The sequence below is a fragment of the Pseudonocardia sp. genome, from assembly GCF_050246655.1.
GTDB lineage: Bacteria > Actinomycetota > Actinomycetes > Mycobacteriales > Pseudonocardiaceae > Pseudonocardia.
Genome location: NZ_JBFWVQ010000005.1, coordinates 1 through 26,430, shown reverse-complemented (window position 1 = coordinate 26,430; position 26,430 = coordinate 1). Strand labels below are relative to the sequence as shown.

At 71.6% G+C, this 26,430-nt stretch carries 25 protein-coding genes; 13 read left to right on the top strand and 12 right to left on the bottom strand.

Annotation, left to right across the window (positions count from 1 at the left end):
• Nucleotides 1-4: 4 nt before the first annotated feature.
• The 6 genes from AB7J25_RS02985 (at nucleotide 5) to AB7J25_RS02960 (ending at nucleotide 8,410) form a co-directional block, all read left to right on the top strand.
• Nucleotides 5-2,071, top strand: coding sequence for a hypothetical protein (locus AB7J25_RS02985; RefSeq protein WP_428504729.1), 2,067 nt, complete (start codon nucleotides 5-7; stop codon nucleotides 2,069-2,071).
• Nucleotides 2,072-2,089: 18 nt separating this feature from the next.
• Nucleotides 2,090-2,335: a hypothetical protein gene (locus tag AB7J25_RS02980; RefSeq protein ID WP_428504727.1), complete on the top strand. Its 246-nt coding sequence runs from the start codon at nucleotides 2,090-2,092 to the stop codon at nucleotides 2,333-2,335.
• 100 nt (nucleotides 2,336-2,435) lie between these two features.
• Entirely contained in the window at nucleotides 2,436-4,256 is a 1,821-nt protein-coding gene (locus tag AB7J25_RS02975; protein ID WP_428504725.1) for a hypothetical protein, read from the top strand.
• Entirely contained in the window at nucleotides 4,253-6,478 is a 2,226-nt protein-coding gene (locus tag AB7J25_RS02970) for a hypothetical protein (RefSeq protein ID WP_428504723.1), read from the top strand. Before AB7J25_RS02975 ends, AB7J25_RS02970 begins: the two co-directional genes overlap by 4 nt.
• Before the next feature lie 414 nt (nucleotides 6,479-6,892).
• On the top strand, nucleotides 6,893-7,393 hold the full coding sequence (locus AB7J25_RS02965; protein WP_428504721.1) for a hypothetical protein: 501 nt from the start codon (nucleotides 6,893-6,895) through the stop codon (nucleotides 7,391-7,393).
• A 435-nt stretch (nucleotides 7,394-7,828) separates the two neighbouring features.
• Complete coding sequence (locus AB7J25_RS02960) at nucleotides 7,829-8,410, top strand: hypothetical protein (protein WP_428504719.1); 582 nt, start codon at nucleotides 7,829-7,831, stop codon at nucleotides 8,408-8,410.
• 22 nt (nucleotides 8,411-8,432) lie between these two features.
• Here AB7J25_RS02960 and mobF read toward each other — a convergent pair whose 3' ends face one another.
• The 9 genes from mobF to AB7J25_RS02915 form a co-directional block, all read right to left on the bottom strand.
• Complete coding sequence (gene mobF / locus AB7J25_RS02955; RefSeq protein ID WP_428504717.1) at nucleotides 8,433-12,767, bottom strand: MobF family relaxase; 4,335 nt, start codon at nucleotides 12,765-12,767, stop codon at nucleotides 8,433-8,435.
• 634 nt (nucleotides 12,768-13,401) lie between these two features.
• Nucleotides 13,402-14,034 (bottom strand): hypothetical protein, encoded by a 633-nt coding sequence (locus AB7J25_RS02950; RefSeq protein WP_428504715.1) that lies wholly within the window; start codon nucleotides 14,032-14,034, stop codon nucleotides 13,402-13,404.
• Nucleotides 14,031-15,878 (bottom strand): type IV secretory system conjugative DNA transfer family protein, encoded by a 1,848-nt coding sequence (locus tag AB7J25_RS02945; RefSeq protein ID WP_428504713.1) that lies wholly within the window; start codon nucleotides 15,876-15,878, stop codon nucleotides 14,031-14,033. Before AB7J25_RS02945 ends, AB7J25_RS02950 begins: the two co-directional genes overlap by 4 nt.
• Nucleotides 15,875-16,486, bottom strand: a complete 612-nt coding sequence (locus AB7J25_RS02940; protein WP_428504711.1) for a DUF2637 domain-containing protein — start codon at nucleotides 16,484-16,486, stop codon at nucleotides 15,875-15,877. Before AB7J25_RS02940 ends, AB7J25_RS02945 begins: the two co-directional genes overlap by 4 nt.
• A complete protein-coding gene (locus AB7J25_RS02935; RefSeq protein WP_428504709.1) occupies nucleotides 16,483-16,854 on the bottom strand; it encodes a hypothetical protein in 372 nt (123 codons plus the stop codon). Before AB7J25_RS02935 ends, AB7J25_RS02940 begins: the two co-directional genes overlap by 4 nt.
• Nucleotides 16,851-17,285, bottom strand: a complete 435-nt coding sequence (locus AB7J25_RS02930) for a WhiB family transcriptional regulator (RefSeq protein ID WP_428504707.1) — start codon at nucleotides 17,283-17,285, stop codon at nucleotides 16,851-16,853. The genes AB7J25_RS02935 and AB7J25_RS02930 overlap by 4 nt, the downstream gene beginning before the upstream one ends.
• The gene (locus tag AB7J25_RS02925) at nucleotides 17,282-17,512 is read right to left on the bottom strand and encodes a hypothetical protein (RefSeq protein WP_428504705.1); all 231 of its coding nucleotides are present in this window, start codon (nucleotides 17,510-17,512) and stop codon (nucleotides 17,282-17,284) included. Before AB7J25_RS02925 ends, AB7J25_RS02930 begins: the two co-directional genes overlap by 4 nt.
• Before the next feature lies 1 nt (nucleotide 17,513).
• On the bottom strand, nucleotides 17,514-17,825 hold the full coding sequence (locus AB7J25_RS02920; RefSeq protein WP_428504703.1) for a hypothetical protein: 312 nt from the start codon (nucleotides 17,823-17,825) through the stop codon (nucleotides 17,514-17,516).
• Nucleotides 17,822-18,160 (bottom strand): hypothetical protein, encoded by a 339-nt coding sequence (locus AB7J25_RS02915; RefSeq protein WP_428504701.1) that lies wholly within the window; start codon nucleotides 18,158-18,160, stop codon nucleotides 17,822-17,824. The genes AB7J25_RS02920 and AB7J25_RS02915 overlap by 4 nt, the downstream gene beginning before the upstream one ends.
• Before the next feature lie 120 nt (nucleotides 18,161-18,280).
• Between AB7J25_RS02915 and AB7J25_RS02910 the strand changes: the two genes are divergently transcribed.
• The 3 genes from AB7J25_RS02910 (at nucleotide 18,281) to AB7J25_RS02900 (ending at nucleotide 20,602) form a co-directional block, all read left to right on the top strand.
• Entirely contained in the window at nucleotides 18,281-18,664 is a 384-nt protein-coding gene (locus AB7J25_RS02910; RefSeq protein WP_428504699.1) for a helix-turn-helix domain-containing protein, read from the top strand.
• 226 nt (nucleotides 18,665-18,890) lie between these two features.
• On the top strand, nucleotides 18,891-20,093 hold the full coding sequence (locus AB7J25_RS02905; protein ID WP_428504697.1) for a helix-turn-helix domain-containing protein: 1,203 nt from the start codon (nucleotides 18,891-18,893) through the stop codon (nucleotides 20,091-20,093).
• Nucleotides 20,090-20,602 carry a flavoprotein gene (locus AB7J25_RS02900; protein ID WP_428504695.1) on the top strand — a complete coding sequence of 171 codons (513 nt, stop codon included), beginning with the start codon at nucleotides 20,090-20,092 and terminating at the stop codon, nucleotides 20,600-20,602. The genes AB7J25_RS02905 and AB7J25_RS02900 overlap by 4 nt, the downstream gene beginning before the upstream one ends.
• Here the strand turns inward: AB7J25_RS02900 and AB7J25_RS02895 are convergent, their stop codons facing one another.
• The 3 genes from AB7J25_RS02895 to AB7J25_RS02885 all read right to left on the bottom strand — a co-directional run bounded on the left by AB7J25_RS02895 (nucleotide 20,603) and on the right by AB7J25_RS02885 (nucleotide 23,198).
• Nucleotides 20,603-20,923, bottom strand: a complete 321-nt coding sequence (locus tag AB7J25_RS02895) for a hypothetical protein (RefSeq protein WP_428504693.1) — start codon at nucleotides 20,921-20,923, stop codon at nucleotides 20,603-20,605.
• A gap of 91 nt (nucleotides 20,924-21,014) precedes the next feature.
• A complete protein-coding gene (locus tag AB7J25_RS02890; protein ID WP_428504691.1) occupies nucleotides 21,015-21,509 on the bottom strand; it encodes a hypothetical protein in 495 nt (164 codons plus the stop codon).
• A gap of 408 nt (nucleotides 21,510-21,917) precedes the next feature.
• Entirely contained in the window at nucleotides 21,918-23,198 is a 1,281-nt protein-coding gene (locus AB7J25_RS02885; protein WP_428504689.1) for an IS110 family transposase, read from the bottom strand.
• Nucleotides 23,199-23,481: 283 nt separating this feature from the next.
• Between AB7J25_RS02885 and AB7J25_RS02880 the strand changes: the two genes are divergently transcribed.
• The 4 genes from AB7J25_RS02880 to AB7J25_RS02865 are packed head-to-tail and all read left to right on the top strand — an operon-like array spanning nucleotide 23,482 to nucleotide 26,029.
• Entirely contained in the window at nucleotides 23,482-24,444 is a 963-nt protein-coding gene (locus AB7J25_RS02880; RefSeq protein WP_428504687.1) for a hypothetical protein, read from the top strand.
• A 40-nt stretch (nucleotides 24,445-24,484) separates the two neighbouring features.
• Complete coding sequence (locus AB7J25_RS02875) at nucleotides 24,485-24,898, top strand: hypothetical protein (protein WP_428504685.1); 414 nt, start codon at nucleotides 24,485-24,487, stop codon at nucleotides 24,896-24,898.
• Between the two features lie 2 nt (nucleotides 24,899-24,900).
• Complete coding sequence (gene istB / locus AB7J25_RS02870; protein WP_428376252.1) at nucleotides 24,901-25,722, top strand: IS21-like element helper ATPase IstB; 822 nt, start codon at nucleotides 24,901-24,903, stop codon at nucleotides 25,720-25,722.
• The gene (locus tag AB7J25_RS02865; RefSeq protein WP_428376250.1) at nucleotides 25,712-26,029 is read left to right on the top strand and encodes a hypothetical protein; all 318 of its coding nucleotides are present in this window, start codon (nucleotides 25,712-25,714) and stop codon (nucleotides 26,027-26,029) included. Before istB ends, AB7J25_RS02865 begins: the two co-directional genes overlap by 11 nt.
• The last annotated feature ends 401 nt before the right edge of the window (nucleotides 26,030-26,430 follow it).

Below are 26,430 nucleotides of genomic sequence, written 5' to 3'. Positions count from 1 at the left end.
GACGATGAACGAGCAGGAGTACCGCGCGTATGCCGACAGGGTGATCGACGCGGCGAAACGAGGGGTGCGCGGCCGCTGCAAGGAGGTAGGTCCGCTGCCGCGGTGGCGGCGAGAGGACGCCCCGAGGCGTGCCGTGGACCTGCTGATCGAGACCAAGGTCGGCTTGACCGAGACCGACGCGAACGTGCTTCGCGAGGACGTCAGGCGGTCCCTGCCCGACCCTCGCGAGGGCTGGCTGCTGACCACCGCGTTCTACGTCGACTCAACGCTCGCTCAGGAAGAGCAGGACTACATCGTCGCGGTGACGGTGCAGGGTGAGGATGAGGACGAGGTCGACGACGGTGGCGTCGTGCCTGGGGACCGTGAGCTGCTGAAGCTGACCTGCGGCGGTGTCACGCTGCCCTACCTGCTCATCCCGTCCAAGACCTGGCTGAACGTGCACCGTCGCGACGAGGAACCCGACCTCGACCATCGCAAGGTGATCGTGCTGCCCGGAGGGTTGCGCAACGTTTCCCGCAAGCCGCTGCTCCAGCTGCGACTGGTCGGTGGCGACCTGGAAATGCGCCCGCTCGGCAGGCTCCGTGGCATCAAGGTGCTGCTGGACGACCATCCGCTGACCGAGCGAGCGGTCAGGCGCCACGGGTGTCTGACCTTCCTGGAGGGCGGCCATCGAACCGACGTCACGTACGACCTGACGCCGTGGGAGGACACGCTGCTGACCGGCACCGCCGGCCGGCTGCCCGGATCGCCGGACCACCACACGACCGTTATCGACGTGATGAATACCCATGGCACGCTGCGGATCACGGCTCCGGACGTCGGCGCCCGGCCGAAGGTACGCGGGTTCCGGGTCAAGGCCGCCCAGTTCAAGACCGGGTACATGGAGGTCCCGGCACGGGTGCACTACACCGACGGGACCAGCTCGGGGCCGGGGTTGGACGGCCAGCGCTGGTTCATCAAGATCTTCCGCACGCCGACCCCGCAGCATGCGGCGTTCCTCCGGGAGACGTTCAACCGGCAGGCGGAGGCAATCCGAAAAGTGATCATCGCCAAGGGTGGGGACCTCGACCGGCCGCCGTGGGGGATCGCGCCCGTGCACGTCATCGACCCGGACGACGACGGCGAGCCGCCGCCCACCGCGGTCGGTGCACTGCCGCCGGAACCGGGCGGCCGGCACTACGTATTCGGTGCGTGGTTCGGCGCTCCCGGCGTGGTGTCGGACTGCTTCGTTGTGGTTGCCTCGCCTTGGCTGAAGGGCCGGACGGTCGAGCGCGACCCAGGGAGTCCTGCGCTGTTCCAGCTTGAGCGGTTCCGTGCGATGGCCGCCGCCCTCGACGAGTGCCACGTCAAGAAGATTGCCCACTGCGATCTCAAGCCGGACAACTACCTCAAGCGCCGCGGCGACTACGTGCTCGTCGACGGTGACTCGGTCACCGAGATCGAGTCGATGCCCACCTGGCTGCCCTACACCAATGGTTATGCCACCGGGCGGATGCTGCGGGAGAACCCGCCGGACCGATACGACGGGCCTGTCCTGGGTTCCGGGCGGATCATCGAGCACGATCGGTTCGGCTTCGGGCTGCTCGTCCTCGGTGCCCTCGTCGGCTCCGCCCGGTTGCGGGTGCTGACCCGCGACGGCGCTCCAGGAAGCCGGACGATCGACAAGCTTCCCGAGCTGCGCGCGGCGCTGTCCGGCCGGTGGCCGAAGGACGAGCGCTGGAAGGGCATGGTCGACGTCCTGCTCGAGCCGTTCGACGGCAGCAAGGTCAGCAGCAGCGGGTGGACCTGCACGAGTTGGTTGGACAGGGTCATCGCGGCGTCCAACGTCCCGATGGCTGGGCCCGCAGATAAGGAGAAGCCCCGCTACGACGGCCCGTACGCGAAGGCGTTCGCTCGCATCCGCCGGAAGCTCGGGCGCCGCAACGTCGCCATTCGAGCGGTGGACCAGGCCGTTCAGGCGCAGATCGACCGTGTCTACAAGCAGTCGCGGTGGCTGTGGGCATGCGGCGTCGGTGCGTTCGGAACCGGCCTGCTGCTCGTGACCATCTGGGGGTTGGGTTGGCTACCGTGACCGATTCGGGAGGATCACGTGCGTGAGGGTCTGACGCTGGCCGAACTCTACCCGCCCGTGCAGCGCGCGGCGTTGATCAACTGGGTCGGTGCGGCGGGTCCGGACGAGCTGGCGCCGTCGGACGCAGTGCGGGAGCACCTGGAGCCGCAGTTCCGTGCCGCCGCCAGGCAAGGCAGGCGGGCGGGTGTCCGGTTGGGCCTCGTGCCGTGGATTCTCCTCGTTGCGGTGGTCGTGGTCGCGATCGTGATCGGCCCCACGGCATGACGGGGCGTTCAGTCCGGAGCAGGCGATGCTAGGACGTCGTCGCCGCAGCCCGCATGCCGCTGAACCCCCCGGCAACGGCCGCTGCCCACTGTGCAGGGCGGTGCTCGGCGTCAAGCCAGTCCGGAGCGAACGGCCGCCGAACGGATTCCTGCCTCCGAGCCTGCGGCTGGAGGTCGCCTACCAACCTGGTCGTCCCATCACCTGGCGGCTCTCCGTGGTCGGCCGGCGCCTTGCGCTGACCTCCACACCGGACGATGGCCAATCCTCCGGGGCGCAGACGACGTCCGGAACCGACTTTCCCGAGGAGTTCGCCGACGAGGATGGTCGACCGCTCGATGGGGAGCTGGTGGCCGTTCGCGGGAAGTTCATTGCCGAGCACGTCACGTCCGTCTACCTGCTCTGCGGCGACGGGCACTACTTCATGGAGGAGGACCTCAGCCCCGGTGGCGAGGATCTGTCTCAGTGGCGCCAGCACGCGTTCGTCGCCGCACTCGGCCCGGTGGCCAGCGGCAAGAGCTATCTGCTCGTTCGCGCCCTCAAGCAGCCGCTGAAACCGCAGGGCATCGACCACCCGAACAGCGGGAGCATGGTGCATGTTGCGGGAGTCAAGCAGTTCCCATTCGAGGTGGTGCCCCTCGACACCCTGGAGGAGCACTATTTACGGACGTTCCACGCGAACACGCCGATACCGATCACCGTCAAGGACGACATGGTTCCGGCCACGATCCTGAAGGAGAAGATCGGTCCTGAGGTTCGCGCGGCCGCGGAGGCGTTGCAACTCAAGGTGATGGGCTACCCCCGAGCCAGTCAGTGGGGGGATACGCTCCGGCAACCGATCTTCCTGCGTACGCGCATCGACGGCCGGCCGGTGCTGAGCTGCATCGTCGACCTGCCTGGGGAGCTGTTCGACCGGGAGAACGACAACTACGTCGGGTTCAAGGCGCTACCGATGATGCAGCACTGCACCGAGGTGGTGTGGGTGATTGACCCGTTCAGCTCGGGCGGGCGGTTCACGGATTACCTGCGCGCCGCGGTGACCGATTCTGACGAGTTTGCCCGGATCGTTGAGGGGAGCGCTCGGCCGGACGAGAGACGGGCTGGCGACCTCAAGAGACTACACGATGATCTCGCAAACCGGGACGGGGTGAATGATCGGCTCGGCAGCGACTTTGCGCTCGACTTCGGGCACTTCTGTTCGCCCCTCGGCGGCACCTTGTACAATCTGATCGCGATCACAAAGTGCGATCTCGTGGAGCGCGCGCTGCGCAATTGCCGGCTGGACCAGCTGGGCGCCAAGGGCGACGTCGCGGAGGGCATCGCCCGCTACATCGGCTACGTCATCGACCGGAACTACCCGGTGCTCGCTGCTGACGACGTGCAGGAACTGGTCGACTACCTGCAGGTCGGCGCATTCGACGGGCCGGCGCGCGATGCCGCGCAGCGGAGCAGGGTTGAGCAGCTCGCGACCTCGCTTCTGGAGCATTACAGCAAGCCGGAGCAGTTCTGGAACCTCGTGCACGGCGGCGCCGCCGACCACATCGAGCTGACCAATCCCGACCTCGTCGCCGCGCTCGACGAGCTGGAGGTGTCCGTGCCGTCCCTCGACGCACACGTGGCGGCATGCCACCAGCCCGATGGCGGCAGCCTGTTGCAGATGCGCGACCTGGTGATGTCCGCTCTGGGCTGTGGTCTGATGCAGGGCTTGGGTCAGCGAGCCCGGGTGGTGTCACTGCTCGCACAGCGCTGGCGCGACGTGCGGTTCTTCCTCTGCTCTCCGCTGGGAACGGTCCCGTCCTATAAGTCGGAGGCGGGCGGCGTTCGGATGCCGCCCAGCGGCGACCGTAAGTACCCGAAAGTCGATGAGCCATCAGCCGGGCTCACCCAGCTCCAGCTGCGGATCATGCGCCGAGCACTCCCGTGACCGTCGAGCTTGCCGCCGAGGCACGACATGAGCCGATTCTGGTGGAATTCGCCGACCGGGTCGGGCTCGGGTTCAAGCTGTTGAACAAAGCCCGCCGCAGCGAGGTCTCGATACTGCAGGACGCTGCGGCAAGCCTCCTGTCGGCGGTCGGACAGCCGAAGCTCGATACCGGCACGTTGCCGGTGCACGGTCTGATGTATGTCTCCGTCGCTCGGCGTCGGTACTGGTGTTTCCACGTACAGGGGCGTCGCGGACCGTTCGGGGCAGCGGGGACCTGCCAGTTCGTCTTCGCCGACGCCGCCAGCTGGCCACCGGGCGAGCTGTGGCGTTGGTGCGTGCAGCGCTGCGCGGACGGGCCGTTCCGTGCGGGCGTGCAGCAGCGGGAGGCACCTTCGGGCGGCAACAGCGTGCTGGCTCAGCGAGTGCTACGTGAGCTCACCACCGGCCGGGCTCGCATCAGCCTCGCGATCGACCCCGAGACGGCGAGCGCACTGCTCACCGGTCTGCTCCAGGTGCTGCCCCTCGACGTCGTAGCGCGCTACTGGTGGCGGACGTGCCTCCTTGAGCCACCGACGCGCAGCGAGCAGCCCGTCGTGGCCGGCCGCTGGCCCGATGTCCTCCGTAAACGCCGCGGCGACCAGGCCAAGCGCGTCGACGAATGGCTCGGCAGCTCGTCTCCTTCCCTGACGCCCGCGCAGGAGAAGGCCATGGTCTGGCTGGCGGACTTCGTCTCCGAGCCCACTGCGGACTTCGCGACGCCCTCCACCGTCCGCGGGATGGGTGGGCTGTTGGACTGGCTCGCCACTGAGAAGCTTCGCCTCACGATCGACCGGGTGGCGGGCCTGCTGGACGCAGACGACCCCGACGGCCGACTCGTCGGCGACGTCCCGCTCGTGACGCTGTGGGCCCAGCGACAGCCAACCGCCGCGCGGATGTACCTGCTGGCAGGCTCCGGTGGCGCGGACGTTCAGAAGGCGCTGTTCGAGGGCCTGTGGACGACCGCGGTGACGAACCACGTCGATGAGCTGCACGTTCCACCGGCGAAGTCGACCGCCGAATGGCGCGAGCGCCTTGCCGCGGCGATGCGGGCTCGCCGAAACGACGATGTCGCGGCGATTGCAGGCGACCTCGCGCAGTTGCAGCAGGTGGGACTCGCGCCGACGACCGACGAAGGCCTGGCCGCCGCCCGGGCCTGGTTAATGGACCTGGGCCTGACCGCGGCGACGCACCCCGAGTTCTTCCCGGACACACTGGACGACGTCCGCGCGCGTCTCGCGGCGAACCGGTCGCTGTCTGCCCAGGATCGGAAGTGGCTTCTTGCGCGCGGCGACCGTCTGCCGGCCGATCTCGGTGAGCTCGCGCCACACACACAGGAGCCGTGGCCCAAAGCCGCCATGGAACTGGTCGGCGTGCTCATCGAGGCAGGCCGACGAGACGACATCGGCGGGCTCGCCGAAGCTCTGATGGACACCGAGATGACTTCGCTCGAGCGGTTCGCAGCGCTGGTCGAGTCGGTGACATTGTTCGGCGACGACGTACGCCGCACGGTACTGCGCCACGGACTGCAGCCAGTCGCGGCGCGACGCTCCGAGCTAGTGCTGCCGGACGAATTGGAGCGCGAGTGCATCGCAGCGTTCACCTATGACGCAGCCGCACCCGCGCATGTGCGGTACCTGCTGCAGCGGGCCGAGGGCCGAGTCAAGGCGCTCGCGGCCCAGGCTCAGGAGCTCGGATCCCAGGCGGAGGCGCAGGAGCCCGACGGTCGGTTGCAGCAGTCGGAGAGCCAAGCGCAGGAGTCCGAGGCTCAGGTCGAGAAGCTCCCGGCCGAGGTGCAGGAGCTCACGGCACCCCGTGACGAGCAGTCGCCCGACGATGTGAAGGGCGAGCCGCCATGGCCCACGCGGAGCGAGCGGACGGCCGATCCGGTCGGTGTCGCGCAACCGAAGCTGGTTCGGCGGCGGCAAAGGGTCGCGCTCGCAGTGCTACTCGTGTTCGCCCTCCTGGTCGGCATGCTGGCCGGCGCGATCCTCTGGCCGTACGTCACGGGTGACGAGGCGACGGAACCGCCGCCATCCCCAACACCGACTTCCACGGTCGATCCAAGCGTCTCGGCGCCGCCCACACCGGCCACTCCCACGCCCATGACGACGCCCCCGACGTCGGGCCCGAGCAGCGGCCCGCAACAGGTGTCGCCCTCGCCGTCAACCGCTCCTGGGGGGTAAACCACGGATAGCCAGGCTCCCACCGCAGGTGCGAGGGCTGTTGCTTCGCCACACCTGCAATGACGTTGGAGGGGGTCGTCAGCTCCCACCATGGCCGATACCTTGTGAGCAGCCGGTGTGGACTGTCCGCTCCGATGCGCACGAGAGAGGGCGAAGGGCATGGCGGAGCCTTCAGACCCGCCCTCCACCACACAACCCGCCGACGCAGCTGCCTCTTCGCCGCCGCCATCGACTACACCCCCGCCTCGTCAGACCGTCGCCGGTGAGGCCGCCCGTCGGAACACGCATGAGGAGCAAGTTGCGGCATTTGCGGCGTCCCTGGATGTAAAGAATCGGCGTGAGGCGTTTTTAGCGTTTTTGAATAGGAACCGACGACGGTTAGTACTTGCGGTCGGGGCAGCGGCATCCTTGCTCATGCTCATGCTCATCGCGATCGTCGTGATCGTCGCGGTCAACCGCGGAGACGAATCAGATCCTCCGTCCGCGAGCCCCGCGCCGACCAATCCGCCCGCTTCGGAGATAGCACCAGTGATGACGAGCGTCAACCCGGCAGACTTTCGGGAGCGCCGGTATACCATCAGTCTCATGAGCGGAAGTTCGGTCGATCTCGACTCAACCATGGCGGACTCGAGTGCGACCACTGACCGCGACGCCGACTTCAAGGCCGATGGCCCCTATCTGCTCTCGATGAACTCCGGGCTTCGCTTCTCACATGCCGAGAGTACTCCGGATGTCGCGTATTGCGCGGAACCCCCCAACTACTTGGACGCGATCGACTTAAGCTCGATAGATCCAAAGCCGTACTACTGTGTCCGGACAACTGAGGGTCGATACGCGTGGATCCGCATCCTCGAGTCCGGCGATCCCGGAGTCCCTGTCGTAATTGAGGTTCTCGTGTGGGACAAGCAGCGTTGACCTCCGTGTATTTCGACCAACACCCTACCGCATCGGCAATCCCATTTGGAGACCCATTGTCCGACCCTTCCCATTGCCCGGGCGGGAGGTGCTGTCGGTCGGCTTCGGCGCTCGGGCGCCGCAGTTCGCCGGACACGTCACGGCTGATCGTCGGCCGCCATGACGACGACGTCGTGACTATCCGCGACATCGACGGCTGACAGCGCGTCGACCTTGCCCGTCGCAGTACGACGCAAGCACACCAGCGGTGCGGGAGGCGGTCGGCGAGGCGGGCCGCCCGACTGGCCTCGACGGTCAGTTTAGGAGCATGGGACGTGCTACGTGGGCAGGGTCAGGGGCGGCGTGCGACGCACTGACGACCATTGCACGACCGTGATGAGGGCCTCTCGGGGCAGGACCCTACGGACTGTCGGTGGCCGCGCGCACACTGTTGACGTGACCGAGGTCGGAGCCGTTGCTGACGTCGTCGACGCCATCGCGCAGGCGAGCGTCGAGGGCGCGGATCAGCTGCTGCGTGAGACGGCGCTGTGCCCGCCGCCGACGCTGCACATCCTGTCGCGGCACCTCGCGTCGCCGTACATCGGCAGTGTGTCGACGCGGCCCTTCTTCCGCGGCAAGGATGCGTGCGACGCCGTGGCCACGCTGGGGCTGCTGCCGTCGCTGCTGTGCGCGACGCAGCTCGTGGTCGTCTGGGAGAACGCCGACCTCTGCACCGCGGTCGATCCGCCGGCAGACGTCGGCTACGCGAGCGCGGTCGTCGTGCTCGACGCCACCATGAACGACCACGTGCTGCGCTGGCACTCGTTCGAGCCGCACCTGGGCGAGGTCACTTTCGACGGGATGCAGACGATCAGGCCCGAGTGGCGCTCGCCGGCGCAGTTCCCGGGTGCGCCCCTTCCGGCGCCTGTCCTGGAACTGCTCACCCTGTGGCGGGAGTGGCGCGTCGGCGACGTTCAGGCGGCGATCACGGAGCTGGAGTCCGCGGGCTACCGCACGTCGTGGGTGCAGCGGCCGTAGCCGCCGCACCCACGACCTGCGGTCAGCGTTCGAGCGCCGGCTCGGGGCCGAGTACCTCGGAATCGCTGTCGGCCTCGTCGCTCCACCGCGCGAGTTCCTCCGCGCGCATGGCTTCCTCGGTCTCGCGCGCGGCGCGCTCGGCGTCGATGCGGTGACGCTCCTCGATCTCGGTCAGCGCAACCTGGGCGCGAGCAACCGCCTCGGCGGTCTCGTCCAGGGTGGGGAAGCGACGCCGCTCGGCGGGGTCGATCCGCTCGCTCGGGTGGGCCGTGCTGCGGTCGCGTACGTCCAGGTGCTCCTCGTGATGCGCCGAAGGAGCGTCCGCGGCGTCGTGCAGCTCGTACTCGTCGCGGATCTCCCGGACGATCTCCTCGACGGCCTGGTCGGCGCGCGCTGCGTCGAGCCATTCCTCGGCGGTGACGTGATCAGTGGTGTCGTATGGGTCGACACCACGCGCACGCAACTCGGCGGCCGATCGCTCGGCCTTGTCCCGGGTAACCGCCGTGTCGGTGTACCAGCGCGCTCGGGCGCGGTCGGCCACCTCGAGCGCGGACGCCTGCTCGGCCAGTGACTCCGCCTCCCGGCGGGCCGCGATCGCCGCGGCGCGCAGCTGCTCGCGATCGGCTGGGGCCACATCCGGCGCATCGGCGCGGCCCGCGAACACGATCGCGTCGGCGCGGGCCTTATCCATCGCAGCGTGTGTGGCGGCCAGCTCCTCGGCGACGTGCGGCGGCGCCCATGCCTGCTCGCGTTCCCAGCCACGCACCCGCATCCGCAGTTGCCCGTCGCTCATCCCGGCTTCCTCGTGGCCGGCGTCGAGGAGCCGCAGCGCCTCGTGCGCGGCGCGAAACAGCGCGGCCTTCTCGACCATGCCGCGGGCGGGCGCCGCGCCGAGCGGGTCGACTTCATCGGTGTGATCGGCGAGCTCCCGCCATGCCGCCGCCCAGCCCGCGCAGTGCTCCCACTCCTGGCGCGCTACGACGTCCTCCGGGACCGGGCCAAGAGCGTCGACCGCCCACTTCGGCGCGTCCTGCGCGGCCTGCGCGCCGAGCTCGCGGCGCCGGTCGTCGGCGGCCTCGGCTCGCCGCAAGAGCCACGCGCGGTGGTCCTCCGGCACGTCCCGCGGGACCAGGTCGACCGCGGACGTGATGTGCGGGGTGAGCCGACCAGCGAGCCGGTGCGTGATCCTGTGGTGGATCACCTGCGCGAGCGAGCGGGCGTCGTCGAAGCCGCGGGCGGACACCGCCTCGGCGAGGACGCCCTCGGGATCGTGGCCGGCCAGCTCGGCGGTGCGCAGCAGCCGCTCCAGTGACCAGATCGTGTCGTCGGCAGCCAGCATCGCCCGCCCCGGCGGTGACAGCAGACCAGCGGAAGCCAGCCGGTCCAGCGCCGCCGACGTCCGACCGGTCGTGACCTGTTCCGCGACAGCGATCAGCTGGTCAAGCTGCGTCGCCGTCGAGCGCGCCTCGACGTCCGCCCGCTCCCGCTCGGCGAGCGCCGACAGTTCCTCGCGGGCGTTCTCGACGACATCGGCAAGGATCGCGCGAGCGGTGCGGGGCCGGACGTCGAACGTCTCGCCGGTCTGCGTGTCCTGCGCGAGCGGGGTGGTGACGACCCATGCGGTGTTGGCCTCGCGGCCCCGGGTCATCGGCACCAGGACACCGGCGAGATCGGTCCCAGCGCCGAAGACGGAGTGCGACGTGTCGACCGTGCGCCCCTCGGCCGCGTGCACGGTCGAGGCGTAGGCGAGCGTGACGTCGGCCGCGACGTAGCTCGCCGGCAGGGCCATCAGCTCGCCCAGCTCCTCCCCAGCGTCGCCGCGGCCGGTGATCGGCGCGACCGTCAGCCCGCCGTCGTGCCGGACGTCGAGCACCCGGTACGTCTCTCGGTTGATCGGCGCGCGGGTGTTGCCCGCCCAGCCGCGCAGCTCCCAGCCGTTCCGGCGCGCCTGCACGAGGTCGCCGACGCCGGCGACGACGCCCTGCCAGCCGTCGCGACCGAGCGCGACCCCGGTCTCGGCAACCAGGCCGAGCGAGACAAGCTCGGCCCGCAGCCCGGCCGACACGCGGGCCGCGGCGGCGTTGCTGCCGACCATGAGCAGCGACTCGCGGCCCGCGAGCGTGTCGGCCAGCCACGCCCGGGACGCGGCGGCCTCGGCCTGCTCGGCGGTGCCCGCGTCGCGCAATCGGCCGTGCTTGTCGTACTCGCCGAGCACGTCGACGTCGCCTTCGCGCAGCCGCAGCGACGCCGCGCGCTCCCAGTCGTGGGTGAACCGGCGGGCCTCGGCCAGTTCGTAGCGCAGCCCGTGCTCGGCGACGTCGGCCAGCGCGCCGCCCGGGCCGACGGCCGCGAGCTGTCGCGGGTCGCCGACGAGCAGCAGCTTCGCGCCGGCAGCGGCGCAGCGCTGCTGGATCTCGGCCAGGTGGTCGGTGCCGGCCATGTTCGCCTCGTCGACGACGACCAGGTCGTCGCGGCGCAGCCGCCAGGCCTCGTCGGCGCCGCCGGATCGAGCGTCGAGCCGGCGCTGCGCGCCCAACCACGCCGCGGTGTTCGCCGCGGCGGTGACGCCCTCCTCGCCGAGCACTCCGGCCGCGACCTGCGACGGCGTCAGCCCGAAGACCCGCCGCCCGTCGACGCCGGCCCAGGCCTCGGACAGCGCGCCGACGACGAACGACTTGCCGGTGCCCGGCGCGGCGCAGAGGACCTCCACCTGCGCCCCGGAGGTCAGCACGCCGCGCAGGGCGGCGGCCTGGTCGACGCCGAGCGCCCGGCCGGACTCCGCGAACCGGTCGAGCAGCTTCCCTGCCTGGTCGTCGCTGAATCGGGCAGCTCCGCGGAGCACGGTCGCCTCCCGCAGCGCCTTGTCCGCGGCGAGCTGGCCGGCGCTGGCGTAGCGGGTCGAACCGGGCCGCGCGAACACGGAGCTGCCGTCGGCGAGCAGCAGGTCCGGCGGTGCGTCGGTGAGATCCGGTTGCGGGGTCAGTCTGACGGCGAGGTCGAGCGCGGCGTCGGTGAGCCCCTCCAGCAGCGGGCGGACCTCGCTCGGCGCGATGTCCAGGTGCCCGGGAAGCGCGTCGGACACCGCGCGCATCAGGTCGTAGCGGGTGTAGTGCTGGCGGGTCTCCCCCACCGCCGCGACGGCCCGCTCGATCACGTCCACCGGCGAGAACTCCGCCGCCGGCCCAGCCTGCTGGGCGCGCGCGAGTACATCGCGGGCGATCGGCGCGAGCCCGCCGGTCAGCCGCGTGCGGGCCATCTCCTCCCACCGGTCTAGCTGCTGCTCAGTGGTCTCGCCAACGTGCGATTTCGCCCGCCGGGTGGTGAGCGTGACCTGCTGGGCGATCACCGCCCGCTCGTAGGGCGACGCCGGGCGCCCGAACCGGGCCTCGAACGCCTCCAGCAGCTCCTGCACCCGCGGGGCGATGACCTTCGATCGGGAGGAGAAGATGTCGAGCACCTCCCGGTCGATCCCGACGACCTCCCGCGCCTTCCCGTCCGGGCGCATGTCGACCCGCGCCCCGACCGACCGGGCGACGTGGGCCTCCATCACCCGCTCGGCGATCGCGCCGGCGGCCCCACGGGCCGCGTGGATCGCCCGGCCGTCGAGCGCGCGCCAGACACCGTCGGCGCACAGGATGCGGTTGAGGATCGCCTGGTGGACGTGCAACTGCGGGTCGCGGTCGCGCGAGTCGTGCTGGAGGAACTGCGCGACGACGAAGCTCGGCGCGTCGATCCACCGGCCACCCTTGCCGCCGTGGTGGCCGACCCGCGTGACACCGGCGACGTCCTGCAAGTAGTCGATCGCTGCGGTGGCGCCGGCCATGACCGCCTCCTCGACGGCCTTCGCGTGGATCGACCACGCCGCTGCGGCCTCGTGGTCGCCGGCCGCGGCGGCCTCGTTGGCGGCCCGCTCCAGCGCCACGTACAGCACGGTCACCGACTTCGGCGCGGAGAACGTCACGTCCATGAACGCGACGGCCTGTCGGGACGACCGCTCGGCCTGGATGCGCAGCTGCACGCGCTCCTCGGAACCGGCGTCGGGGTGGGCGTCGAGCAGCTCGGCGTAGATGTCGTCCGCACTGCGGTACTTGCGGTGCGCGGCGGCGAGTGCCGGCGCCTCGTTCCACATCTTGCGATCGTGCGCAGCGGGGTCGCGCGGATCGAGCAGGTGCGTGTAGACGGCCTGCATCAGGTCGGCGTCGACCTCACCGTGCAGACCGAGCAGCTCGGCCCCGGCGCCGTACCAACGGCCCGGCGGCTCACCGGCCGCGACGGCGCCGGTGTAGTAGCCCTCGCGGCCACGGGCAACCGCGCCGGTGAGGTAGCCGACGTCGTGTCCGGACTCGACGGTCAGCACGAGGCTGCCTCCTCGTCCGCGAGCGACGACGAGTGGATCTTGGCCGCGGCCCGGTCAGGGCTCGCAGCACACACCATGGGATCGGGATGCACTGGTGTGCTCCTCGGTTGCTGTTGCGGTTGTGTCCCTCGCTCTTGATCTTGACTAGGTGCTGTCGCTCGTCGTCCTCGGGTGGATCGGATCGGGACTCCGTGATGGCGGAGTGCGGTGAGGACGGCCTCAGGTCCGGTGTCGAGAAGTCGGCCGATCGCGCGGGCGCTGGCGCCGACGCGGTAGAGCCGTGCGGCGCGCTGGATATCGAGCGTCTTCGGACGTCGCACGCAGGACCGGCAGCTCGGCTGGTAGCGGCCTGGGTCGAGGCTGTAGCGGCGGCCGCGGGGATCCCTGCGCTCGTGCGGGTCGGTGCCGTCGTAGGACCAGTGCGACGCCCGCGCGCCGCAAGCCGCGCACGCGTGCTCCGACGCCCGGCCCCGCGCGGCGGCGACCCGCTGGCGGGCCGTCGAGTAGCTGCCTGCCGCCCGGCGGATCGGCACATCAGTGAGCGGATCGCCGTGCCGCTGCCAGCGGCGGTAGTGCGCCCGACACCAACCACGGGCCCGGTGCGGCGCCCCGCAGCCGCGTACCGCACAGGTCCTCACCGGTGGCTCCGGTGCAGCTCGGCGTCGTACCGCTCGGCCTCGGCGAGCTGAGCGGCCGTCGGCACCGGTGGCGAGGCGGCCTGTCCGCCGACGATCCACGCCGCGATGGGCGGCGCCGCGTCGACGAGTGGGACCGACGCGGACGGCTGGTGGCGCCGCGCGCCCGGAACGTGCAGCGACAGCTCACAGGAGCCGATCGCCTTGCTGATCCGGCGGGCAACCCCAGGCCGCTGGCGGTCGTGCCAGTCCCCCACGCGCTGCCACGTGCCGTTCTCCGGGTGGTAGGCGTCGGCGTGCGCGCACCGCAGCCACCAGAGTTCCTCGACGACGTCCGGGTGCCAGAGCCAGCATGACCGCAGCTCGGAACCCGGGTACTGCAGGTACACGCTGGCCAGCCAGTTCACGAGGTCGGCGAGGTCGGCCGCGGCCTGCTCGGCGTCGTCGGACGCCAGCAGCGCGCGGACTGCCCGCGACTCCTCCTCGGCCTCGGCGGCGCCGAGCCGCCGAGCGAGGCCGGCGACCTCGGCGCAGAGCTGCCGGACAAGCGTCTCGACGTCCCCGAGCCGCCGGGCGTTGCGCTCGACGTCGCGGCCGAGTGCGAGCAGCTGCATGTCGTCGGGCTGCGTCATCGCGACTGTCCCTCGACGTCGGCCTCCGTCGCGTTCTGGATCTCCCGCAGCTCGGCGAACATGGCGTTCGACGCGCGCACGCGGGTGGCCACCTCGCCGAACCGCTCCGGCCACCGAGCGGCCAGCGCGGAGAGCACGGTCTCCAGCAACGCGTCGCGGCGGACACGCTGTCGGTCGGCCCAACGGTCGAATCGGGCCCACCGCTCCAACCGGCGGGCGTGGCGGGCACGAGCGCGGACGTCCCGGCGGCGCCACGCCATCTGCGCCCGCCCGATCACCGGCGCGAGCCCGCGACGGAACGCGACGACCCGCCCGGCCGGGAGGTTGGCGATCTGGGCGGGCGCCAGCACCGGGACCTTCCGGACGGTGCGGGAGGCGACGCGGCCGTGCAGATCGGTGGTGGTGATCCGCTCGTCCCGGTCGCCGCCGAGGGTCGACCAGAACTGGAGGTCGTCGCGGTCACGGGTGCCGCCGAAGAGCAGGACGGCGCCGGTGTTGTTGAGGATCGTCGCGGCGTTGTGCTCGCCGTAGCGGGCGAGCAACTGCGCCCGGGACTGGAAGGCGGCAAGGATCGTCACCCCGCGCCCGCCCATGTCGGCCGTCCACGAGTGCAGCGGGACGGGCGAGATCAGCGCGGCTTCGTCGAGCACGAGCGTGAGCGGCGGGTCGAGCCGTCCGGCGGGCTCGTGCGCGGCGATGCGCCGGGCCTCCCGGGCGACGTGCCCGGTGAGCGCGCAGACCAGCGGCCCGGTGTGCGCCTCCTCCGCGCCGAGAAGGTACACGGTGGCGCGCGACTCCAGCAGCTCTGCCACGTCGAACCCGTGGCCCGGCTCGGCCGCGGCCGACGCCGCGGGGCTCATCAGCCACCCGAGCGCGGGCATGATCGTGGAGGTGATCGACGTGCGGGTGCGCTCGTTGGTCGAGACGAATTGCGCGACGTCCTCCTCGAACGCCGGCTCGCGGCTCTTGCGGAGCAACGAGGTCAGCTCGGCCCGTCCGCGGTCGGGGTCGGCGACCCAGCCGAGCACATCGCGCATCTGCCGTCCGCCGAGGGCGGCAGCGTGCAGCAGCGCGGCGAGGACGCGGCGGGCCTGGGCGTCCCAGAACTCCCGGTCGCCACCCACTCCCGACCGCGTGGTGGCGGTGAGCATGTCGGTCGCCCGCTCGGCGGCGGTGACCGGGTCGGTGCACCCGGTGAGCGGGTCGAAGGTGATCGTGGACGCCAGCCCGCCGAGCCCGACCGCGTTGAACACGTAGACCGGGCCCTTCGCCGCGCGCAGTGGCGCGGTTATGTCGTGCAGGTCGGTCCGGGTGGAGGTGACGAGCACAGCGCCGGGAGCGTCGATCACCTTCCCGGCGAGCCAGCCGGTCTTACCGGTGCGCGGCCCGCCGAACACGCAGACGACGTCCTCGATCGACGCCCACACCCAGGCGAATCCGGCGCGGCAGAGTGGCACGGCGAACTCGACAGTGCGCACCCGCAACCGCTGCCATCGAGACAGCCCGGCCAGCAACGGCCGGACCGTCGTTGCCTTGCGTCGCATCGCCGGCCCGCTCGCCAGCCGCGCGATGTCCAGCGTGGAGGCGACGCCCGACTTGCGGCGGGAGCGGGCGCCCCACCGGGTCACCGTCGTCGACGTGCGCGACCAGTGGTGCCACCCGAGGACGGCCGCGACGAGCCCGGCTCCGACGAGGACCGCCGGCGGCGTCTGCTCGACGAGCGTGAGGGCGGGCAGCAGCGCCAGGCCGAGCAGCCCGGCCGCCACCCCGCGGGCGCCACGCCGCCACGCGAACATCCCGCCGCCGACCATCGCAGCGAGGACCAGAACGGTTCCGATATTCATGACGTCGACTCCCCCTGTGCCGTTCCGTTGCGGGCCCGGTCGAGCAGCTGCCGGGCCTGGTACTCCGAGACACCCAGCTCCCGGGACAGCCGGCGGCGCCCCGCCCCGGCCGTGATCAGCTCGGACGCGCGGTCCTCGGTCGTGTCACCGGCAGGCGGGGCGGTCGCCCACCAGTCGCGCTCGTCGAGCAGTTCCTCGTCTTGCTCGTCCTCGACGACGGGCCGCGGCCGACCGACCAGGACGGCCAGGTGCACGACCGCGCCCAGCACGGCCGGGGCGACGGCCGAGACCACGACGACGACCCACCACGGCGGCGCGAGGGCGTAGGCCGCCAGGCCGTGCCCGAGGGCATTCGCCGCCACCGACAGCACGAGCAGGGCCAGCGCGAGAGCGCGGGCGAACCGCCGCGCCGAGTCGGCGCTCCACCCGCCGAGCCAGACCAACGACCCGGCGGCCGCCCCGGCGTCGACAACGACCGGCAGCAACCAGGCGAGCCCCGGGGCGAACCCGCACACCAGCGCGAGGTCGCGCAGCGCTGCGAACGAGAGCACCGCGGCCGCGGCCGCGACGACCAGCAGCAGCCCGAACAGCACGGTCCGCCCCGTCATGACCGCTCACCGATGTGCCCGATCGCCGACCAGAACCCGTTCGCCGCGCGCTCCGCCTCGGCCAGTCGTTGACGAGCAACGGTCAAGTGCCGCTCGCCGTCCCGTAGCCGCTCCACCGGATTCACATCTGCGTCGTCGTAGAGCTCGCGCCCCTCTCCGTAGCCCGCGACCTGCCGCGCGAGGACACCCAGCAGGCCGTCGAGCGACCGCAGGGTGTCCACAAGCTCGGCGGCGAGCGCGTAGAAGTCGCTGTGCGCTGCCGGAGCGCTGAGCTGGGCGTGGACGGCCTTGCGCCACGCGTTCGCGCCCTCGCTCGCGTAGGACGTCGCCGTCGGCCAGTACTCTCCGCCGTCATCGAGGGTCGTCATGCTGCTGCTCCTTTGATCTGAGCGGCCCAGCGGAGCGCGGTGCGGATGCTGACCCCGCATTCGCGGGCAACGGACTCCGGCGAGCGGCCCTCGGCCAGCAGCGACCGGCCGGCGGCCGAGATCTCGGCCCGGGTCGAGCCCGGCAACGTCGTGACGGAACGACGGACGGCCGTCCGCCGGGTCGCCCCGACGAGCTGCCATCGCTCGTCCTGGCTGAGCCCCCCGGCCACGCCGTAGCCGAGCCAGCTCATTGCGAAGGACAGGCACTCAGCGCGGACGGCACAGCCGGCGCAGACGGCCTTCGCCTGCTCCACCTGCGCGTCGTAGGCCGGACCGAAGTCCGGCTCCGGAAAGAAAAGGTCGGGCTCGGCGTCTCTGCAGGCCGCCCGCTCCCGCCAGGTCGGATCCGGCCGGGCAATCGAGGCGCTCATCCGATGCCGCCCGCGGGCTCGTCGCGGGTGAGAGCGGGCGTGGTGGCGTCGTTCAGAGTGGTGACGAACTCGGCCAGGCCGCGCGGCAGGCCGTCGCCGGCCGGGGTCGAGACGAACAGGACGATCCCGACGAGCGAGAACACGACGGCGCCCGCGGGTACGCGCGCCTTGGCGCAGATGACCGCGCCGAGGATCGAGAACGCGATCAGGACTCCGATGCTGTCCACGTCACCGCCCCCCGTTCGCGACCGTGGCGGCCTCGGGCAGCGGGACATCGCACGCGAGGTCCATCAGCTCGGCTGCCCGGGCGGTCCACCGACGGGCCTGCTGGCGGGCCACGGCTTCGGCGACGAGTGCGGCCCGCCACACCGGCCGGACGGAGGTCAGCTCGAACAGCTGCGACCAGGCGTCCGCCTCGATCACGAACAGCTCGGAGATCCGGATCGCCCGGTCCGGGCACGCGGGCTCCCGCAGCAGTCGCTCCCGCTCGCGGCGGCTGTGCTCGACCGCGTCGTCGATCTTCTGGAAGGTGCCGCTCATCGTCCGGCCTCCTCGGACGGGCGCCGCGACGCCGGGATGCGGCTGTCCGGATGCGCCATCACCGACGCCGGGTCGGATCCTGCGGCCCACGCCTCCGCGGTCGACCGGTTGACGAACCATCGGTTGCCGATCCGCCGGGCGGGCAGTGCGTCCGGGATCAGACGGCGGATCCGCTGGCAGTTCGAGCTCGCTGAGCCGCCCGGACCGACGTCGCCGAACCAGAGCATCGCTACCTGCTCGACCGTCATCAACAGCCCGGCCTGGCGATCGGTCGGCTCGGACGGGTGCGGGTCGGCCTGACTGGTCTTCGGAGCCCCCGCGGTGTGTCGGTTCATGATCTCTCCCCTCATACTGATCGAAGCTAGCATCAGTTGGTGTCAATATTGACAGCGATCGGCCGCGAACGGTTGCGGTAGTGGTGTTCCTGTGGATCGGTGAGGCTCTAGGCTTCGCCCGTGGCCGACAGCGACCGGCAGGTTCCCGAAGACTGGGACGCCGTCGCGCGTGCGATCCAGGACCGGCTTGCCCAGACGCGCATGACGCAGATGGATGTCGCGTCACGTGCCCAGGTGTCCATCACGACGCTGCGCGAGCTGCAGCACAACCTCAGCCCGCGCCGGCGCCGCCCGCAGACCCTCGCGGCCGTCTCGGAGGCGCTGGGCTGGCCGAGCGGCTATCTCGACCAGGTCCTCCGTGGTGAGCAGGTCGAGCCTCACCCAGACGAGGTCACGGATCCGGTGCTCGACGCCCTGAACGGCGTGGAGACGGAGCTGCGTGATCTGCGGGAGCGCGTCGCAAAGCTCGAAGCTCGGCTAAACGACGCAGACGCTCGGCCCTGAGCTCGCTGAGCGTCTCCAGCGCCCGGTCGAGCTCGGCGACCAGGTCGCGGACGACTGCCCGCACCTCGTCGGGTGGCCTACCGTCGGGAGTGCCGTCTTCTTCGAATCCGCCCCGCGCCGTCCGCATGCCACCTAGCGTGGAACCGATCATCGGGACCGCCTGCACGAAGATCGGGTAGTACGAAAGTGCGGGTTCCGATCAAGGCTGGGAGGTGGAATGGGCGGCATGGCACTCGAAGGTCCGATCGGTGAACGAATCCGCATCTACCGGCTCCGGCGGGGACTGAGCCAGCGCGAGCTCGCCGGTCTCGTGCGGCGCTCGGAGTCCTGGCTGTCGCAGGTCGAGCGGGGCGTCCGTTCGGTGGACAAGCTGTCCGTCCTCGTCGACATCGCCAAGGTGCTGCGGGTCAAGGTCGAGACGCTGAGCGGGCAGCCGTTCTCACTGGCCCCGAACGGCGAACCCGAGCTCGACGGGATGGCCGCGATCCAGACCGCGCTCGGCGCCTATCCCGGGCTCGGAGTCCCAGCACTGCGCAGCGTCCAGCTGCGGGACATCGAACGGATGACCACGGAGGTTCACCTCCGCTACCAGGCCGCCGATTACGGCGCCGCGACCCGCATCCTGCCATCGCTCATCACGAGCGCCGACGGCCTCGTCGCTGAGTTGCGCGGCGACGAGCGCCGCCGCGCGCTCGAACTGCAGAGCAGCGTCTACGTCGCGGCGGCCAAGCTCGTCACGAAGGTCGGCAACGGCGAGCTCGCCTGGCTGACCGCCGACCGGGCAGCGACCGCCGCGCTGCACGCCGAGTCACCGGCGCTGGCAGCCGCCGCGGCCTACCAGGTGGCGTGCGCGTTCCTGAAGAACGACCGGCTCGACGAGGCCGAGACCATCGCCGTCACCACCGCGACGAACCTCGACGACGACTCCCCCACCGGCCTGTCCGTGCGCGGAGCACTGATGCTGATCGCCGCCGTGGTCGCCGGCCGGCGCAACGACCGCCCGGAAGCCACCGAGCGCCTCCAGCGCGCACAGCTCTTCGCCGACCAGCTCGGCGAAGACGGCAACCACGGCTGGACGGCGTTCGGCCCGACCAACGTCGCAATCCACCGGGTCTCGGCGGCCGCCGAGCTCGGCGACGCGGGCGAGGCGATCGCGAAGGCCGAGTACGTCGACACCACATCGATGCCGCAGGGCCTGCTCAGCCGGCGCGCCCAGGTCCACATCGACATGGCCTGGGCCTACTGCCAGCGGCGCGCAGACGCCGAGGCCGTCGTCAACCTGCTGGAAGCCGAGCGGGTCGCGCCCCAGACGCTGCGCTACAACGTCCTCGTGCGGGAACTGCTGCGCGAGATGCTCAAGCGGGAGCGCCGCACGGCTACGCCCGGGCTGCGCGCGATCGCCGGCCGCGCCGGGGTGCTGCAGGCATGACGGGGTCGCGCCGGGTCGTGTACGTCATCGCGTGCAGCGCGCCGCCGGTGCTCGACCTGCCTCGCTTCCTCGCGCTGCTCTCTCAGCACGGCTGGGATCCGTACGTGATCCTCACACCCACGGCCGCGACCTGGGTCGACATCGACGCCCTCGCCGACGCCAGCGGGCATCCGGTCCGGGTCGAGCCGCGCACGCCCGCCGATCAGGACCCGCTCCCGCCGGCCGACGCCGTGATCGCCGCGCCACTGACGTTCAACAGCCTCAACAAGTGGGCCGCCGGCATCAGCGACACGCTCGCGCTCGGGCTGCTCAACGAGGCGCTCGGCCTCGGGCTGCCGATCACCGCTGCGCCGTGCGTCAAGGAGGCGCTGCAGCGGCACCCGGCCTACCCGCGCAGCGTTGATCTGCTCCGATCCTCCGGTGTGACCGTGCTCGATCCCGACGAGGTCGTTCTGCGTGTCGCCGATGGCCCGCCGGTACTCAACTGGCCTCGCGTCCTGCCGTCCTGATCAGCCGCGCCCTCGCGGCGGCGGCCGCTCGATCGCGGCCGCCGTCGCGTCCGCTGTCCGGCACTGGTAGATCGTGACGAGATCGGCGGTCACCTCGTCCGGGTCGACGCGGCCGGCCGCGTCCCGGGCCGGGCTGTACAGCGCCGTCGGCAGCCAGTCATCGACCGTCACCGCCAGGTCCGTCACGGTGCCGTCGAGGAGCGCGATGCGGCCGGCGCTCAGGGCGGCAAGCCAGGCCTCCGCGTTGCTGGTCGCCGAGCCTTCGCACAGGACACGGTCGCCGGTGGGATCGGACGAGATCGCCCATCGATGGGTTCGCATCCGGCAAGCGTGCCGCCGTTTGGATCGGCGTGGCGCCGGATGACGTCGGGCTGTGGACAGCCGGTTCCGCGCTGTCCACAGCCCAGCGGCGTCACCGCTCCAAGTACTGCTGGGCGGTGAGCCAGGCGTCGCCGATCGTCCGCCACGCCTCGATGTCGCAGATTTCCCAAACGAGCTGGTCGACCTGCACCCGTACGTGGTCGGGCCGCCGCTTCTCCAGGTTCCCCGGCACGAACACCGTCAACACCTTGACGTGCTCGGTGAGCTGCACACTGACGGCCACCGGGTAGGTGCCCGGCCGCGGGTGCAGCCACGTCTGCGAGACCCGACGCCGCAACTGCAGCGCCATCCCAACCCCGGCGTCCCACTGCTGCCGGACTCGCGCGGCCGTCCGCCGATCCCGCAGGAACACCACGGCGTCCCCGATCCGCACGGTGACCTGCCGCTCCGGCGTACCCAGCCCGTACGGCGCGACCCCGGTCGTCACCGGTCCGGCGACGCGCATCACGACGGCGAGAACGTTGGACGTGATCACCGGGCCGAGCTGGTCGGAGACCGTCGTCGGGTTCGTGGCGGTGCTGGTCATCGTGGCCTCCCCGAGCCTCGCGGGCCTGGCGGCCCGGTGGTGGGTGGCGGGCGCTGCCCCGCCACCGCAGAGGCGTCCGTGCGCGCCGGTGGAGACATCCCTGGCCGTTGCTGGTCAAGGCGTGGATCTCGGTGGCGGTCGGGGTGGGCTGCTGGTCCGCGGCCCCGCCTCGTGGGTGGCGGGTCCTGCCCGCCACCGCTCTGGGCGCCGCACACGGCCGCCGAGGCTCGCCGGCAAGGGAGGAAGTGAGAAGTTGTGGCCGAGCGCTAGCGGCCCGTAGGGCGGCCAGAAGTTCTCGCGGCCCTTGCCGGGGAGAGCGGCCGTGTCAAGCTCAGGGGCCGCGGAGCAGCCCGCCGCAGGCGGTCCGTTCGGTGCTCGGCCGCGCGGCCTTGAGCTGCCCCCGGGTCGTCACGCGGCGGTGGAGTCCGGGACGGCGCCGGGTGCGGTGTGGGGCCAGGCGGTGGCCTCGTCGTAGCGGGTGCGGGTGCGCAGGCAGCCGTGCAGGATCCCGACCAGCCGGTTCGCGAGCTGGCGCAGTGCGGCGTTGTGCCCGATACCGCGGGCGCGGAGCCGGTCGTAGTAGGCCCGCGCGCCCGGCGAACCCGACAGTGCGCCCTGGGCTTGTCGGTTCAGGGCGTCGACGAGGCGGTCATTGTGCACGAACCGGGCGTGCACGGTCTTCTTCTTGCCGGACTGGCGGGTGATCGGGCTGGTGGCCGCGTAGTTGCGCCGCGCCCGCGCAGTGGCATAGCGGTCGGGGTCGTCGCCGAACTCGGCCAGCACCCGGGCGGCGACGACCGCGCCTTGGCCGGGCTGGCTGCGGTAGATCTCCGCGTCGGGATGGGCGGTGAACTGGGCGGCCAGCTGGGCCTGCAGGGCCGCGATCTCGGCGTTGAGCGCGCCGATGACGCCGGCCAGGGCGCGGGTGACGGCGGCGAACGCGGCCGCAACCGGGGCGGGTTGGGTCAGCGCCGGTGTCCGCAATGCCGCCTGGATCGCGGCGGCCTTGGCCTCGACGTCGCGGCGGCGAGCACGGCGCAGCGCGGCGGTGATCTGCGCGCGGGTCAACCGGGCAGCGCTGGCCGGGTCGGGGGCCTTGCCGAGCAGCTCCAGGGTGTCGGCGGCGGCGAGGTCGTCGAAGGCGTCCAGCGCGGCCGGGAAGTATTCGCGCAGCCCCGCACGCAGCCGCGACGCGTGCCGGGTGCGTTCCCAGACCAGGGTCTGGTGCGCGCGGGCGAGAATCTTCACCCCTGCGGCCAACGCGCTGTCCCCGGCGATCGCCCGCAGCTGGTGACCGTCGGTGCGGACCATGTCGGCCAGGGCGTGTGCATCACCGGCGTCGCTCTTCGCGCCGGCGTTGGAGTGCCGCTCCCGGTAGCGGGCCACCTGCCGCGGGTTGATCGGGAAGACCCGGTACCCGGCCGCGACGAGCGCCTGCACCCACGGGCCCCGGTCGGTCTCGATCCCCACCCACACCGCACCCGGGCCATCGGCCGCCTCGACTGCTTCGGCGTCGGCAGCCCCGGCCTGTCCCCGGTCGGCCGGTAGGTGCTCGGCGATCAGCTCGTGCAGCCGCGCCACCCCGGCGATGCCCTCGGGCAGTCGGGCCTTGCCCAGCCGACGGCCCGCGCCGTCCTGGATCTCCACGTCGTGGTGGTCCTCGGCCCAGTCGTCTCCCACGAACAGCAACCTGACATCCCTCCGAACAATGATCGACAATGGGTAGCCTCCGGGAGGAACGCCAGCGGCCTAATGGATCAGTGCTCGGACCTGAGATCAGGTCGGCACGCCATCCCTGCAGCGGTCTTGCCCTCCCGGCCACCGGCCGGTGACGGCGCTATCTGAAGTTCCCCAGTCCTGCTAGATCAACTTCCCCAGGTGTGAGCGGGGTCCGGCGTGGTTGCGCGCCGGTGTCCTGCCCGACGGCCACGGTCCGCGGTGATCAATCGCGGGCGATGGTTGGAGGGCCCTGATGCTCTCGCTGGAGGAAGACGTGGAAGTGCACGCGCTGCGTGCGCGGGGCTGGTTGATCTCGGCGATCGCCCGTCATGTCGGGGTGGACCGCAAGACGGTGCGCGCCTACCTGTCCGGGCAACGGGCGCCCGGGCAGCGGGTCCGGACGGCCCCGACGCTGGTCGAGCCGTTCGTGGCCTACTGTCGGCAGCGGCTGGCCGACGATCCGCATCTGTGGGCTTCGACGCTGCTCGACGAGCTGGTCGAGCTGGGCTACCGGGGGTCGTATCCGTCGTTGACCGCGGCGATCCGGGCCCACGAGCTGCGCCCGCACTGCGAGCCCTGCCAGACCGTGCGCGGCCGCGACGTCTCGATCATTGCGCACCCCGCCGGGGAGGAGACCCAGTGGGACTGGGTCGAGCTGCCCGACCCACCCCCCGGTTGGGGCGGCACCGCCGTGGCGAGTCACGGGCCGGGGCGGCAGGCGCATCTGCTGGTCGGCGCGCTGGCCCACTCCGGGCGCTGGCGCGGGGTGCTGGCCGAGGCCGAGGACTTCCCGCACCTGGTCGAGGCCCTCGCAGGGGTGGTCGACCGGCTCGACGGGGTGACCCGTCGGTGGCGGTTCGACCGGATGGCCACGGTGTGCTTCCCGGCGTCGGGCAAGATCACGCCGGCGTTCGCGGCGGTGGCCCGCCACTACGGGGTCGGGATCGACATCTGCCCGCCGCGGCGCGGCAACCGCAAGGGCGTGGTCGAGAAGGCCAACCACGCTGCCGCGCAGCGCTGGTGGCGCACCCTCGACGACGTCACCGTCGCGGCCGCGCAGGACGGGCTGGACCAGCTCTGCGCCCGGCTCGATCGGCACGGGTTCGTCGCCGTGACGGCGCTGCGACCACGGTCAGCGCGCTCGCCGCCAGCGAGGGTCTGCGCCCGGCGCCGCGCGCGGTGTTCCCCGCCGAGCTCGTCGTCGCCCGCACGGTGAGCCCACAGGGCCTGGTCGCGTCCGTGGCAACTCCTACTCAGTGCCGCCCGGTCTGGGGCGCACCCAGGTCAGCGTCCGCCATCGGCTCGGCGCGGACCTGATCCATATCGCCACCCCGGACGGGGCGGTCATCGCCGCGCACCGGCGCGCGCCGGACGGCGCCGGGCAGATCCTGCGCGACACCGGTCACGTCATCGCGCTCGAGCGCGCCGTCCTGACCGCATTCACCGACCAAGCCCCGTGCCGGCACAAGACCCGCCGACCACCCTCGGCGGCCGCGCTGGCCGAAGCCGACCGGTTGCGCGGAACCGCAGTTCCCGACCCGGCCGCCCGGGTCGTGATCGACAGGTCCACCTACGCCGCGACCGCGGCCCAGCTGTCGCGCGCACCCGCCCCCACCTCGACCAGCACCTCGACCAGCACCTCGACCAGCACCTCGACCAGCAAGGAGTGACCATGCCCGATCCGAGAGCCGACTCCGCACCCGCGATGAGCGAGGCCCGCCGGTTTCAGCAGCTCAAGGCGCACCTGTCCTACCTGAAGCTCAACGACGCCGCCGAGGCCCTGAACCGGGTGCTGGACGCCGCCCGCTCCGAGCGGCTGTCGCTGACCGCGGCGTTGGAGCGGCTGCTGGAGATCGAGGTCACCGCCACCGAGGACCGCCGCCTGGCCTCCCGGCTGCGGTTCGCCTGCCTGCCCGACCCGTGGACGATCACCGACTTCGACTTCGCCGCCCAACCCGGCGTCGACGAGAAACTCATCCGCGACCTGGCCACCCTGCGCTTCCTCGACGACGCCTCCAACGTCCTGCTCGTCGGTCCACCCGGGGTCGGCAAGACCATGCTCGCCACCGGCCTGGCCCGCGCCGCGGTCGACGCCGGCCACCGGGTCTACTTCACCACCGCCGCCGACCTGGCCGCCCGCTGCCACAAGGCCGCCCTCGAAGGCCGCTGGGCCACCTGCATGCGCTTCTTCGCCGGCCCCCGGCTGCTGGTCATCGACGAACTCGGCTACCTCCCGCTACCCGGCGACGGCGCGTCGGCCCTGTTCCAGGTCATCAACCAGCGCTACCTCAAGTCCAGCACGATCCTGACCACCAACGTCGGCATCGCCGACTGGGCCTCCGCGTTCGGCGACGCCACCGTCGCCGCCGCCATGCTCGACCGACTGCTGCACCGCGCCGCCGTCGTCGGCATCGACGGCCCCTCCTACCGACTGCGCGCCCACCAGCACACCGTCGACAACCTGCGCGCCGGGGTGAACGCCCGTGTCAGCTGAACAGCGCGCCGAGCGAATCTGCCCCATCTGCTGGGACGGCTTCCTGGCCGTCCAACCTCGCCACACCTACTGCTCCGACCGCTGCCGCAAGGCCGCCTACCAACGCCGCCTCGCCGAGCAGCCACCCCCGACCACCACCCCGGCCACCGAACCGCCGCCCGGACCCGAGCCCGCCGCCACCCGCCCCTGCCCCCACTGCGGCGAAACGATCACCATCGTCGCCCTGCTCACCACCCCGGAAGCCGCCCGCCCAACCCCGCCCGCCGTCGGCGACACGGTCATCCCGCTGCGCCGACACGATCGCTAAGCTGCCCGCCACACCTGGGGAAGATGATCTAGCAACTCTGGGAACTTCCAGCCAGCGTCATCACCGGGGCACGATCTCCACCCAGGAGTCCCACAACCTCGAGCTCCAGGCTCAACGAGTGCTCACCGACAGGCGGCTACGAGCACCGAGACTGCCCCACAGACAGCCTGGCAAGCCCCATTAGGCTCGACGTCAAGGGCGGCCGCTCGCGGCCGTCGGCGCAGCCGATGCGAGCGCAGCGAGCACCCTTGATGTTGAGTGCCGGCGTGCCAGCCTCACTGGTCCACCCTCAGCAGGTGTCGGCGGCCGACGTCGTCGATCCGTCCGAGGTACCAGTGGGCCACCGCCCTGTTAAGCCGACGCCTTGTTCGACGTCCGCCCTTAGAAACGCGGACCCACTG

Bases quoted from the DNA above. Each gene is read 5' to 3' on its own strand.
- AB7J25_RS02985 (WP_428504729.1), top strand. From the start codon at position 5: ATGAACGAGCAGGAGTACCGCGCGTATGCCGACAGGGTGATCGACGCG.
- AB7J25_RS02965 (WP_428504721.1), top strand. From the start codon at position 6,893: ATGCTCATGCTCATCGCGATCGTCGTGATCGTCGCGGTCAACCGCGGA.
- AB7J25_RS02950 (WP_428504715.1), bottom strand. From the start codon at position 14,034: ATGACGCAGCCCGACGACATGCAGCTGCTCGCACTCGGCCGCGACGTC.
- AB7J25_RS02945 (WP_428504713.1), bottom strand. From the start codon at position 15,878: ATGAATATCGGAACCGTTCTGGTCCTCGCTGCGATGGTCGGCGGCGGG.
- AB7J25_RS02940 (WP_428504711.1), bottom strand. From the start codon at position 16,486: ATGACGGGGCGGACCGTGCTGTTCGGGCTGCTGCTGGTCGTCGCGGCC.
- AB7J25_RS02935 (WP_428504709.1), bottom strand. From the start codon at position 16,854: ATGACGACCCTCGATGACGGCGGAGAGTACTGGCCGACGGCGACGTCC.
- AB7J25_RS02930 (WP_428504707.1), bottom strand. From the start codon at position 17,285: ATGAGCGCCTCGATTGCCCGGCCGGATCCGACCTGGCGGGAGCGGGCG.
- AB7J25_RS02920 (WP_428504703.1), bottom strand. From the start codon at position 17,825: ATGAGCGGCACCTTCCAGAAGATCGACGACGCGGTCGAGCACAGCCGC.
- AB7J25_RS02915 (WP_428504701.1), bottom strand. From the start codon at position 18,160: ATGAACCGACACACCGCGGGGGCTCCGAAGACCAGTCAGGCCGACCCG.
- AB7J25_RS02905 (WP_428504697.1), top strand. From the start codon at position 18,891: ATGGCACTCGAAGGTCCGATCGGTGAACGAATCCGCATCTACCGGCTC.
- AB7J25_RS02900 (WP_428504695.1), top strand. From the start codon at position 20,090: ATGACGGGGTCGCGCCGGGTCGTGTACGTCATCGCGTGCAGCGCGCCG.
- AB7J25_RS02895 (WP_428504693.1), bottom strand. From the start codon at position 20,923: ATGCGAACCCATCGATGGGCGATCTCGTCCGATCCCACCGGCGACCGT.
- AB7J25_RS02890 (WP_428504691.1), bottom strand. From the start codon at position 21,509: ATGACCAGCACCGCCACGAACCCGACGACGGTCTCCGACCAGCTCGGC.
- AB7J25_RS02880 (WP_428504687.1), top strand. From the start codon at position 23,482: ATGCTCTCGCTGGAGGAAGACGTGGAAGTGCACGCGCTGCGTGCGCGG.
- istB (WP_428376252.1), top strand. From the start codon at position 24,901: ATGCCCGATCCGAGAGCCGACTCCGCACCCGCGATGAGCGAGGCCCGC.